General features: G+C 68.1%; 11 protein-coding genes. 8 read left to right on the top strand and 3 right to left on the bottom strand.

The window, feature by feature from the left end; translation table 11 throughout:
* A partial coding sequence (locus tag SX243_21680) for an FAD-binding oxidoreductase (protein ID MDY7095596.1) occupies window positions 1–1,264 on the bottom strand: 1,264 nt, incomplete at its 3' end.
* Window positions 1,265–1,613: 349 nt separating this feature from the next.
* Between SX243_21680 and SX243_21675 the strand changes: the two genes are divergently transcribed.
* From SX243_21675 to SX243_21640, 8 genes are all read left to right on the top strand, one after another.
* Window positions 1,614–2,594, top strand: coding sequence for a hypothetical protein (locus tag SX243_21675; protein ID MDY7095595.1), 981 nt, complete (start codon window positions 1,614–1,616; stop codon window positions 2,592–2,594).
* 335 nt (window positions 2,595–2,929) lie between these two features.
* Window positions 2,930–3,328 (top strand): hypothetical protein, encoded by a 399-nt coding sequence (locus SX243_21670; GenBank protein ID MDY7095594.1) that lies wholly within the window; start codon window positions 2,930–2,932, stop codon window positions 3,326–3,328.
* Window positions 3,325–6,837 (top strand): CHAT domain-containing protein, encoded by a 3,513-nt coding sequence (locus tag SX243_21665; protein ID MDY7095593.1) that lies wholly within the window; start codon window positions 3,325–3,327, stop codon window positions 6,835–6,837. Before SX243_21670 ends, SX243_21665 begins: the two co-directional genes overlap by 4 nt.
* 27 nt (window positions 6,838–6,864) lie before the next feature.
* Window positions 6,865–7,524 (top strand): sigma-70 family RNA polymerase sigma factor, encoded by a 660-nt coding sequence (locus SX243_21660; GenBank protein ID MDY7095592.1) that lies wholly within the window; start codon window positions 6,865–6,867, stop codon window positions 7,522–7,524.
* Between the two features lie 65 nt (window positions 7,525–7,589).
* Window positions 7,590–8,294, top strand: coding sequence for a zf-HC2 domain-containing protein (locus tag SX243_21655; protein MDY7095591.1), 705 nt, complete (start codon window positions 7,590–7,592; stop codon window positions 8,292–8,294).
* A 215-nt stretch (window positions 8,295–8,509) separates the two neighbouring features.
* Window positions 8,510–9,178: a hypothetical protein gene (locus SX243_21650; GenBank protein MDY7095590.1), complete on the top strand. Its 669-nt coding sequence runs from the start codon at window positions 8,510–8,512 to the stop codon at window positions 9,176–9,178.
* Window positions 9,179–9,454: 276 nt separating this feature from the next.
* Entirely contained in the window at window positions 9,455–9,991 is a 537-nt protein-coding gene (locus SX243_21645) for a hypothetical protein (GenBank protein MDY7095589.1), read from the top strand.
* Window positions 9,992–10,137: 146 nt separating this feature from the next.
* Window positions 10,138–10,482: a (2Fe-2S) ferredoxin domain-containing protein gene (locus tag SX243_21640; GenBank protein ID MDY7095588.1), complete on the top strand. Its 345-nt coding sequence runs from the start codon at window positions 10,138–10,140 to the stop codon at window positions 10,480–10,482.
* 19 nt (window positions 10,483–10,501) lie between these two features.
* On the opposite strand, the gene SX243_21635 is transcribed toward SX243_21640, so the two are convergent.
* Window positions 10,502–11,296 (bottom strand): MqnA/MqnD/SBP family protein, encoded by a 795-nt coding sequence (locus SX243_21635; protein ID MDY7095587.1) that lies wholly within the window; start codon window positions 11,294–11,296, stop codon window positions 10,502–10,504.
* Between the two features lie 8 nt (window positions 11,297–11,304).
* Window positions 11,305–11,865, bottom strand: a 561-nt coding sequence (locus SX243_21630) for a hypothetical protein (protein ID MDY7095586.1), incomplete at its 5' end; no start/stop codon positions are given.

Genomic DNA, 11,865 nt, shown 5'->3' with positions numbered 1-11,865 from the left:
CAAGCCCCAGGATCGGCTCCGGCGGCACCCAGGCCGGGCCGGGGAGGGCCTGCATCTCCCGTAGCAGCGCCGAGTCGCCGCCGGCGGCGAGGTCGGCGAGGAGGCTGCCGCAGATGGTGCCCATGGCGATGCCGGCGCCGAAATAGCCGCCGGCGGCGTAGAGGCCCGGCTGCAAGCGGCCAAAATAGTGATGGTGATTGGCGGTCATGCCCATCAGGCCCGCCCAGGTGTGCTCCAGCTCGATCTCTGCCAGCTGCGGATAGCGCCGCGCTAGAGCCTCACGATGGGCCTCCTGAGCCTTGCGCCGCGCCCGCCCCGGCGCCTTCGGAGCGCGGGTGTAATGCACCGAGTTGCGCACCAGCAGGCGCTGGTCGCGGGTGCGCCGCAGGCTCGACCCCATGGGATCCTGGGCTAGCAGGCCCCACTCGGATTCCGCCCCCAGACTCTTCTGCTCCGACTCCGTCAAGGGACGGGTGAAGCTGCCGAAGGTGAAGAGGGGGAAGACGCGGCTGCGCAGCACTCCCAGGGCCGGCAGCATGCCGTTGGTGGCCAGCAGGACCCGGTCCGCCAGCACCGCCGCCGGCACCCGGCCGGTACCCACCTCGAGACGCCAGCGGGGACCCGGCTCCAAGGCTCGCACCGGAGCCTGCTCGTAGAGCTCCACGGTCTCCGGCAGGGTTGTCGCCAGGCCGCGAACCAGCGCCGCCGGCTGCACCAGCACGCTCCCCGGCAGGCGCGCGGCGGCGCGATAGAAAGGGCTGCCGCACAGGCGCTCCATGGCCGCTGCATCGAGATGCTCGAAGCGCTCCCCGCGCCCCTCCAGCCAAGCCTCCAGCGCTGCCAGAGCCCGCATCCCGGGATCCCCGGCGGCAACGTGCAGCCAGCCGCGATCATCCCAAGCACAGTCGATGTCGTGCTCCTGGACCAGGCGCCGGAGCTCGGCGATGCCGGCGCGGGAGAGGGTGATGAAACGCTCCGCAGCCGCCGGCTCCATCTCGGCGATGAACCCCGCCAGATCCACCACGAAGCCCGAGCTGCGTCCGGTGGCGCCATAGCCGGCGCGCTGGGCTTCGAGCACGGCGATGCGCCAACCGGGCTCCAGCTCCGCCAGCCGCCGGGCCGCCGCCAGGCCGGTGAACCCCGCCCCCACCACCACACAGTCGACGCTCAGATCCCGATCCAGCGGCCGTGCCGGCGGCGGTGGTGGCAGGGTGGCGATCCATCCACAATAGGGATCGTCGGCAGGAATAGGCGGCACTTTCATCGTCTCTCCATCCACGGTCATCCAAATCTCTGAGTCATCGAAGCCTCTGACTCATCCAACGCATCGAAATCGCGATCTCGTCGCCACCCAGTTTGTCAGATCAGAAGGTCCGGATCTCCGCCGGCGAGAAACCTTTCCGTCAGGACCGCGTACCTACAACCAGCTCCGAGTGGCCCGGGTGCTCGGCTTCTCCAAGATCGGTACAGGCCCACCGATGGCGGAGGAGCCGTCACCCGGGCCCTTTTTTGTACCGTGTCTTTTCTTGCTGCGGCCCTTGCCAAGAGCCGGTACCCTGAGGGCTGACTTTCCGCACCCCGATCCGAGGTATTCAGACGAGCTGAGGATGACCATGAGCACCACACCCTTGCTTTCCCTCCATCGCAGCCTGGCGAGGCGCCACATCGTTCTTCTGCCGATCCTCCTCGCCGCCGCCCTCTGCCTCAACGCCTGCGCCTACAGCCAGCAAGGGGCTACCCTCAGCGAGTTGCAGGTGGAGAATCCCGCCTTCCCGGAAGGTGCCACCGACGCCCCGCTGGTGCTCATCGATGAAGCCCACAAGAATTTTCACACCGCCGACGACCGCTATAAACCCTTCGCTCAGCTACTGCGAGCCGATGGCCTTCGGGTGCAAGCCGGCAAAGAGCCCTTCTCCGCCGAGAGTCTGGGCCGCGCACAGATTCTGGTCATCGCCAACGTGCCGCCGGCGGACGACGGCTATCTGCCCTTCACCGGGGACGAGATCGACGCGGTGGAGGCCTGGGTCGAGGCGGGCGGCGGGCTCCTGCTCGTCGCCGACCACGCTCCCTTCGGCGGCGCCGCGGCGCTGCTGGCGGAGCGCTTCGGGGTGGGCATGGCGGACGCCTGGACCATCGATGCGAAGCGCACGGATCCGGAGACCGGCAACATCGCCTGGCTGCGCTTCACCGCCGCCAACGAAGGCCTGGCGGAGCATCCGATCCTCGCGGGCCGGTCGGCGGAAGAACGAGTCTCCTCGGTGCTCACCTTTGCCGGCCAATCCTTGCTGCTGGCGGAGCCCGGCACCTGCCTGCTTCAGCTCTCCGAACAAGCGCGGGATCTGCCGGATCGGGAGTCCCTCCGTCTGCCGCCGGAGCAGCAACGCGCAACCGGCGTCTCCGCCGCCGGCCGCTGTCAGGCCGTCGCCCTCGACTATGGCGAAGGGCGCGTGGTGATGTCCGGAGAGGCCGCCGCTCTCACCGCCCAGGTGGCCTCCAGCCCCAGTGGCTCCTTCTCCTTCGGTTTCACCACCCCCGGCACCGACAACCGACAATTCGTCCTCAATCTGGCCCGCTGGCTTGCTGGAGTGCTCTAAACAACCAGCGGCCGGCCAGCGTGTATTAGCAGCCCGTGGTGAAAGTCGAGCCGCGCTGTGAGCGGCCCTTTTCCACCGAATCTTCGTTCGAAAACCTCGCCGATACTCGCATCGCCTGCGGTTTTCCGGCCTTGATTCGGCGAAAAATTTCTCGCTCTCGCTGGCGTCTGACTTTCACCACGGGCTGTTAGGATTCCTGCAGCCATCACGAAATCACCATCCGACGGCCTGCCACCGGAGCCCCCAGATCGAGCGTGGAGCAGGGCGATGCCCGCCCTCTCCCTCGGCTCCGGCGGGCCGGAGCAAGGCACCCGAGCGTGCAGGAGAAACGACTCATGAAGCAGGAGCCAAGAACCCTCGAAGGAGAATGGGTGATCGAGGCCAGTCAATGCCGGTGCCTTCCGATCCGTGGCGGGTTGAAGATTTTCCGCAATGAGCACGACCAGGCGGTGCTGCAGGTGACCTGGAGGGACATCGAGCAGGAGGCGGTCTTCGAGCGCACCGGCGGCGAGATCAAAAGCGACCGGGCCAGCTTCGAGTTCTCGACTCCGGACGGCGCCCAACATCTCTTGGTGGCCGCCATCCACCACGGCCCCGATGGCCGAAGCCGCGCCTTCGGCTTCGTCACCAGCCGCGGCCGCAAGGGCGAAACCGGCACCGGCGCCTGGACCGCCAACGACGTCGACCCCACCGGGGATCCTTCGCAAGCCGACGGCGACTCCCCCGAATCGTGAGCGGCGGAAGGCCGGCGGCGCGCCCGCCGGCCCGGGGGCAGATCCTCGCCGCCCTGGGCGGCTTGCGGAGCGGGTTTGTGCTGACCTGGTGGCCGCTGATGGGAGCTCTGGCCATCGTGCTAGCTTGCGCGCCAACGCCCGAGCCTCCTGCAAAGGCCGCCCCCGAAGCCGCGACGGTGGCTCCCGCAGCGGTGGAGATCCGCCCCGAGCCAGCCGCGGCCGAGGTGGAAGACGCGCCCGCCAGCTGGTTCTATCGACTGGAAGTCCCCGCCGGCGGGGGCATCCTGCAGGTCGTGGCGGAGCAACAGGGTACGGATGTGGTGCTCCAGGTCCTCGATCCGTCCGGCGCGGCGCTGGTGGAGGTCGACGGCCCCACCGGGGGCTTCGGTCCCGAAAAGGCGGTGATCCGGGTGGCCGATGGGGGCAGCTACACGGCTCGGGTGAGGGCGCCGGAAGCCCGCGGCGCGGCCGCACCGGGATCTGTCGGATTCGACCTCACCGCCGCCTGGCTGGAAGCGGTGAAGCTGGAGCAGGCGCCTTCCTTCGAAGCAGGGCTGCTCGCCACCCGCGCCGCCGTGCTGGCAGCAGAGGGCGATGCGGAGAGCCGTAGAAAAGCCGTCGACCTCTACCGCCGGGCCTTGCAGGCCTTGCCGGCGACCGGCGAGGAACGGGAGCGGGGACGCCTGCACCACGCGCTCTCGGTCCTGCACCGCCAGGGCAACGACCTGGAACCGGCGGCGGCGGAGCTCGCCGCGGCGGCGGAGCTTTGGCAGCGAGCTGAGGATCGCCACGGTGAAGCCCGGGCCCTCAACGAGCTGGGGCTGGTGACCTGGCAGCAGGGCGACGGCGAAACACCCTTGAGCTTCTACCGAAGGGCCTTGGAGATGCGGGGGGAGCTGAAAGACGTGCCGGGGCAGACTCAAACCCTGAGCAATATGGGTTTGGTACACCACTCCCGGGGCCAGCCCCGGGAAGCCCGAGAGTACTACCGCCGAGCTTTGGACCTGCTCTCCGAAGGCAACGCGTCGCCCCCCAAAACGAACCTCGCCGCCACCCTACTCAACAACCTGGGCGGCGCCGCCCAGGATCTGGGAGAACCGGCGGAAGCGCTGGGCTACTTCCGGCAGGCCCTCGAAATCCACCGCCGCACCGACGATCCGCCGGCCCAGGTGCGGGCCCTCACCAACAGCGGCGCCGCCTTGCGGCAGCTGGGGCGCTACGAGGAGGCCCTGACGGTCTACCTCGAGGCCCTGGAGCTTTACCGCCGGCAACCTGCTACCGAGAGCCCGGCCCAGGAAGCGCGGCTGCTCAACAATGTCGGGGTGGTCTACCTGGCCCTGGCCGACGGAGAGCGTAGCCGCACCTACTTCCAGCGCGCCCTGGACGGCTTTCGCCAGGGCAACGAACCCCGCGGTGAAGCCTCCGCCCTCAACAACCTGGCTCAGGCCTTGGAGTTGGAAGGAGAGCGAGCCCGGGCTCTGGAGCTCTACCGGCAGAGCTTGAAGCTGCGGCGGCAGCTGGAAGACCGGCGGGGGGAGGCCATCGCCCTCGATCACCTGGGCGGCATTCTGCTGGAGGAAGGGGATCCGGACGGTGCCCGGGAGATGTTGGAGCGAGCCCTGGAGCTGCGCCGGGAGGTGGCGGATCCGGTGCGCCAGGCCCGCACTCTGCGGCGTCTGGGGGAGGTGCACCTGAGCCGCGACCGGAACGCGGCGGCCCGGGAGGTCCTCCATCAGGCCTTGGAGCTCCATCGCCAGGGGTTGGATCCCCAGGGGGAGGCGGAGACTCTGGGAGTGCTGGCGCGGGTCGACCGCAGCGAAGGACGCCTGGAGGACGCCCGTTCCCGCCTCGAAGAAGGCCTGGAGCTCATCGAGTCCCTCAGCTCCCGCCTCGCCCAGCCGGATCTGCGCACCCGGTTCCTGGCGGTGCGCGGCGACCTCTATCAGGATCAAGTCGAGACCCTCATGGCGCTGCACCGGCGGGATCCCCACCGAGGCTGGCACCTCCGCGCCCTGGAAGCCAACGAGCGGGCGCGGGATCAGGTGCTGCTAGCGCTGCTCCAAACCGCCCGCAGCGCCGCTTCGGCAGGCGGCTCCGGCGCGGCCCGGCAGCGGGACCAGCTGATGGAAAGCCTGAGCGCCAAGGCCAGCCTGCACACTCGACACCTCAGTCGGGGCCGCCAAGAGGCAGCGGCGGAAGTGATGCACGAGATCGACGAGCTGCTCACCGAGCTGGAGACTCGAGAAGCAAAGCTCCGCCGCCGGGACCCCGCCTATGAACGCCTCACCAAGCCACGATCCCGTAGCGCGACGGAGCTGCAGGCATTGCTCGACGACGAGACGGTGCTGCTGGAATATGCCCTGGGGAAGGAGCGCAGCTATCTATGGGCCGTGGGCCGCCGATTCGTCACCAGCTACGAGCTGCCGCCTCGGGGGGAGATCGAGCAGCGGGCCCGGCGGCTGCACGAGCTCTGGAGTCGCCTGAGCCCCGGCGACCGAGGCCAGCAACGAGCTCTGGCGGCGGAGCTCTCCCGGCAGCTGCTGGGGCCGGCGGCGGAGCATCTGGCGGAGGGGCGGGAAGGAGAGGCGGAGGAACGGCGCCTGGTGATCGTCGCCGATGGCGCACTGCACTACCTTCCTTTCGCCGCCCTGCCCCATCCGGAGACAGCTGACCTCGAAGGCCGTCGGGAGCCCACCCCGCTGCTGAGCCACCATCAAGTGGTCTCCCTGCCCTCCGCCTCGGTGCTGGCCGCTCAGCGGGAAGGCCCGGTGGCCGCTAGCGCCCACCGCGGCGCTAAGGGCGTGGCGGTGCTCGCCGATCCCATCTTCAGCCCCCGGGATCCGCGCGTCGCCGAGCTTCCCGGGGAGCTCGGCGGCGAAATCACGGGGAAGCTCAGCCCGGCGGCGCAGGCGCTGGAGGAAATCCCCGGCCTGCACCGCCTCGCCGCCAGCCGTCAGGAGGCTCTGGCCTTGGCGGCGCTGGTGCCGGAACCCGATCTGCTGCTGGCCCTGGGCCCTCGGGCTCAGCGCTCGCTGCTCACCTCCGGCGCGGTGGCGAAGCACCGCATCGTCCACCTTGCCACCCATGGGCTGCTCGACGATGCCCGCCCCCGGCTCTCCGGCCTGATGCTCTCGCGCATCGGTGAGGACGGCCGCCCGTCGGATGCTTTCCTGGGGCTGGCAGACGTCTACGCCCTGCATCTCGACGCCGAGCTGGTGGTGCTCTCGGGCTGCCGCACGGCCCTCGGGCAGCAGGTCCAGGGAGCCGGGCTGATGGGGCTCACCCGCGGCTTTCTCCATGCCGGCGCCCGCCGGGTGCTGGCCAGCCTTTGGCAGGTCCAGGACCGCGCCACCACCGAGCTCATGGAACACTTCTATCGCGCCCATCTGGTCGACCACAAGCCACCGGCGGCGGCCCTCGCCGAAGCCCAACGATCCTTGGCCCAGGACCCGCGGTGGCGGGACCCGTATCATTGGGCGGTATTCGTGCTGCAGGGAGACTGGCTATGAAGACCGGGCGGTGAGGAAGCATCGACGATGACTCGACCGGTATCGGGAGGCGGAAATCACTCGCTCCAAGGCGATGAGGCCCATGATGAGGCAGCCCAGGACGAGGCAGCCCAGCAAGCCGCTGAGCTGGTGCAACGCATCCAGGCCGGCGACGAGAGCGCCGAGGCGGAGCTGGTGCGACGCTACAGCCGCGGTCTCTCCTACATGCTCCGGCGCCTGACCTCGGACCGGAGCCTGGCGGAGGATCTCCACCAAGACACCCTCCGAGTGGTGATCGAGAAGGCCCGCGGGGGAGAGATCACCCATCCGGAGCGGCTCAACGCCTTCCTCCGCGGCACCGCCCGCAACCTGCTGATGGCGGAGATCCGCAAGCGCGGCCGGCGGCGCACCGAGGTGGGGGAAGCCCCCGTCAAGCCCGTCGACCCCACCCCCGGCCCGGCGGTGCAGATGGCCCGAGCCCAGGATCGACAGCTTGTACGCCGCCTGCTGCAGGAGCTCTCCCAGCCGCGGGATCGGGAGATCCTCTTCCGCTTCTACCTGGCGGAGGAATCCAAGGAGGTCCTGTGTCGGGATCTAGGCCTCCAGACGCAGCAGTTCAACCTCGTCCTCTTTCGCGCCCGCCAGCGATTTCGGCAGCTTTTGGAGCAGGCGGAAGCCTTGAAAGAACCCAGCGGAGTGAAAGAATGAGCCCGCTCGGAGACACTCCAGTAGAGAGGGAGAAGGAGAAGGCAGCGGAAGCTGCACCACCGATCATGGACCATTCGACCATCGACGAGCATCAGGTCATCGAGCGCTACGTCCTCGGCCGGCTTTCGGAGGATGAGTGCGCCCGTTTCGAGGAGCATTACCTGGACTGCTCCCGATGCCTCGAGCAGTTGGAAGCGGCGGAACGGCTGCAAAGCGGGCTGCGCGGAGTTGCCGCGGAGGAGGCCACCCAGGCGGCGGCTCGAGGCACTGTCCAGGCGGCCATCCTGGTGGGCCTCCGGCGCCTCGGCGGCGCCCGGCTCTCGGTGTTGGCGGCGGCCCTCGGCCTGGTGGTCACTCTCTCGCTGATCCCGTCGCTGACCTATCGATTCCACAATCAGCAGCTGCACGAGGAGCTGGCGGCGGCGCGCGCGGCGCAGGTCAATCTTCCCCTGGTATTCCTCAGCCCCAACCGCTCGGCGTTGGGGGAGACCGACGTCGAGCTGGATCTTTCCGCAGCTGCCGGGCGGATCATCCTGGCCATCGACCTCGGAACACCGGACCTGCGCTGCTGGGGTCAGCTCGAAGGTCCCGACGGCGTCGTGCTGTGGACCGCCGAGGGTCTGGAGGCCGATGCTTCCGGCTTGATCACCCTGGCGCTGCCCAACTCGGTCTTCGATTCCGGAGAGCACCTCCTGGAGCTCCTGCCCCGTTCCGAAAGTACCGGCGCTCCCGCCCCGATCCGCTTCCGCCTCCACGTCGTCGGCGCCTGACGGTTCTGCTTCGGCCGGCGACAGTTCGAAGTCCGGTCCAATTTCAAGAAATCTTTCGTAGCGGTGAAATCACCGGGACCGTCGCGGCACTGAGTGGACGAACCCGCCAGCGCATCCCCCGAGGCCCATGGCCTTGCGGCGAGCGATGGCCCCACCGCCGCTCAGGCGATCCACCCTACGCCGGCCGCGCCGGCAACTCTCGGAGGAAGCAAGCCATGCCCGAAACCAACACCTACCAGCCGTCCGAAGATCTGCTCCCCGCCGACCCGAGCCTCGTCTACGTCGAGACCGGCACCGACTCCCAAGCCAACGAGGACGCAGGGACCAGCGCCGCCGCCTTCCGGATTTTCCTCTCCGTCTCCGGCCTGGGGAGCTTCAAGGCCGGCTTCCTCGACACCGGCAAAGGCGACCTGGCAGGGTTCGTCCCGGCGGGCAAGGTGGTTCCCTTGCGGGCCACCGCGGGACCCGGCCACGTCTTCTCCCACTGGACCCTCAATGGCCAGTTCGCCGGCACCAATCCGGTGCACCGGGTGGTTCCGAAACCCGGGCTGAAGATCGGCGCCGTGTTTCAGCGGGAGCAGTCCGAGCTCCAGGCGGAAGGCCAGCGGGAAGTCCTCGACCCCTGGACCTTGACCAAGGGAGTCAAGGACGAGGAACCCTGGCGGCCCACTCCGGACACCACCGAGGTGAAGGTCAAGAACAGCTCCGGCTCGCCCTTTAGCGTCGACCTCTTCGTCAATGGCAGCCAGCTGGTGAACCTGGGCAAGGGCACCTCCCACACCATGAGCTGCAGCCCCAGCGACGACATCCGGGTCAAGACCAACGCCGGTGGCCAGAACGGCCAGAAGGCGGAGGGCACCTTCGTCTACAACCCCCGCAGCTGACCGTCGAGTCGGCGAACCCAAGGCCCCGGGCGCTTCGAACCAGCTCCCGGGGCCTTGGCATCCCCTGTGATCACGAATTTTCCGAAACAGCGTCCCGCCCAAGCTTCGAGCCGCACTCCTTGTATGTAGAGTGATTGAGAAAAAGCAGTAACTCCCCGGACAATCCATCGGCGTAGGGGTCCCCTTTTGTGGGCTCCCGGCCAGAAGCCCCGGGGAAGAACTGTGCGCTCTACGGTCGCTCATTTTCATCTCTTTCCCTATAGCAGGAGGAAAACTATGAAGCTTCGCAATGCCCTGTTCCTATCCCTCGCCCTGGCCTTCGTGCTGGTCCTCGCCGGCTCCGCGGCGGCCGCGCCGGTGCACTATGGCACCGGTATCCATCTCTGGGTGCTGCACTGCGGTCCCTACGCCGACGGTCACTCCACCGCCGCCTACGTGTCGTCCTCGGTCTGCCCCAACAACCCGCCGGCGGAGTGCCGTTGCACCCGCACCCGCCACGACTTCCCCTACGATCACCCCTACCCCACCCGCATCGCCGCGGGCAACGACACCGGCAACCCCGGTGACGTGAACGTATTCCTCGACTCCGTAGCCGCCATCCAATGCGGCGCCACCGTCGAGCCGAAGGAAGAGCCCGAGGGCACCTGTGGCGATCCCTTCCTGCTCCAGGGAGCCGAGGAGTGGGAGGTCGAGGGTGAGATCCTCGAAGTCATCGAGTCCCTGCTGCCGGAGATCGAGTCCGAGACCGGCGTGCCGGTGGAGAACGTCAACTACTTCTTCGCCCAGCCCCTGGGCTCGGGGGAGGGAGAGTAAGGCTCTCCGGTCTCAGCGGCTGGAAAACCTCTGACGGCAAAGAGCCCCGGAGCACTCGTCGTGCTTCGGGGCTCGTCGTTTGGAATTCCGTCTCGCCGGAGCCCCACCACCGATGGACGCCGCCGGGCGGTATAAACTCCCTGCCTATGCCCAACCCAGAAGTTCAGATTCTCGTCTGCGTCAACGAGCGCCCCGAGGGCGCCTCCAAACCCTGCTGCTCCCGCCGCGGAGCCCTCAAGGTCTACCACCGGTTCAAGGACCGGGTGAAGGAGCTGGGGATTCGCGATCAGGTGATGGTCAACCGCACCGGCTGCCTCAAGCATTGCAGCCAGGGGGTCGCGGTGGCGGTGTGGCCCTGGAATCGCTGGTATGCCGGGGTCGAGCCGGAGGATGTGGAAGAGATTCTGCAGACGACGGTGCTGGGGCAGGGCACCACGGGGAAGGGCGAGGCGGTGGAGCGGCTGGTGATGCCGGATATCCCTTGGGAATAGGGGCCCTGGGAGTGAGCCCCTACCAATAAGCCAACGGCCGCGGGGCCTCCATCAGTCCGAGCTCCGCGGCGCGGCGATAGAACTCTTCGATCCCCGCCGTCTCCTCGTCGCGGAGAAAAAAGCTCAGATGGCCCCGCAACGTGGGCTCGATCTCGCTGACGTCGAGGGCCAGCTCCGACGCCGATTCGCGCATCAGATTGTCGAGCAAGGAGAGGCCGTAGCGCAGACTGCTCTTGAAGTAGAAGGGTAGATCCGGCAGGCCGACGCCGTCCCGCACCGCCCACAGGGCCACGACCCAGGGAAGGCCGGTGAAGGCGTTCCATTCCTCCGCCAAATCCACCACCGCATGGCTGGAGCGCCGGAGCTTGAGAGCGTCGTCGCCGGTGAGCAGAGCTCCGTCGTGGTTGGCGAGCATGCGCTTGAGCACCGGCCGGTGGCGGCGCAGCTCGAGGTTTTCCACCCCGTAGCGCTGGCGCAGGAGAATCTCCGCCAACAGGCCCGCGGCGTGGCTGTTGTGCTCCACCGCCAGGCGGCGGATCTGAGCCAGCGGCTCCTTCGCCACCACCATCATCAACCGGCACGCGCCGGTGGCGGCGACGCACAGGTCCCGCAGGGCCCGCAGACCGGGGATGCGCTGAAAATCCAGCGGCGAGACCAGGCCGACGTCGAGACTGCCGCGCTGCAGCAGCGGGCCGATGGCCGCCTGGGGATGCAGACTGGTGGAAAAGAGATCGCCGTGATGCCCCTTGAGGAAGCCCCAGGCCAAAGGCCGGCCATAGAGCTCCCGGGGAATCCCGACGCGCAGCTTGGGCAAGGCGCTGGCTATCTCGACATGGCGTCGAGAAAGTCTTGGTTGGACTTGGTCTTGGAAAGCTTGTCCAGCAGCAGCTCCATGCTCTCCACCGTCGACAACGGATTGAGCACTTTGCGCAGGACCCACACGCGGCGCAGCTCGCTCTCGGACATCAGCAGCTCCTCCTTGCGGGTGCCGGAGCGATTGATGTCGATGGCCGGGAAGACACGCTTGTCCACCAGCTTGCGGTCGAGGTGGATCTCGCAATTACCGGTGCCCTTGAACTCCTCGAAGATGACGTCGTCCATGCGGCTGCCGGTGTCCACCAGGGCGGTGGCGATGATGGTCAGGGAGCCGCCTTCCTCGATGTTGCGGGCGGCGCCGAAGAAGCGCTTGGGACGGTGCAGGGCGTTGGCGTCGATACCGCCGGAGAGCACCTTGCCGGAAGGCGGCTGAACGGTGTTGTAAGCGCGGGCCAGTCGGGTGATGGAGTCGAGAGCACCATCATGCCGCCGAAGGAATGGCCGTAGAGCGTCTCGCGCGCGGCATCCACCGCATAGCGCGCCGCGATCAGCGGCTTTACTTCCCGT

Source organism: Acidobacteriota bacterium (assembly GCA_034211275.1).
GTDB lineage: Bacteria > Acidobacteriota > Thermoanaerobaculia > Multivoradales > JAHZIX01 > JAGQSE01.
The sequence above is the reverse complement of the archived record's forward strand: the minus strand, read 5'-3'. Positions and strand labels throughout refer to the sequence as shown.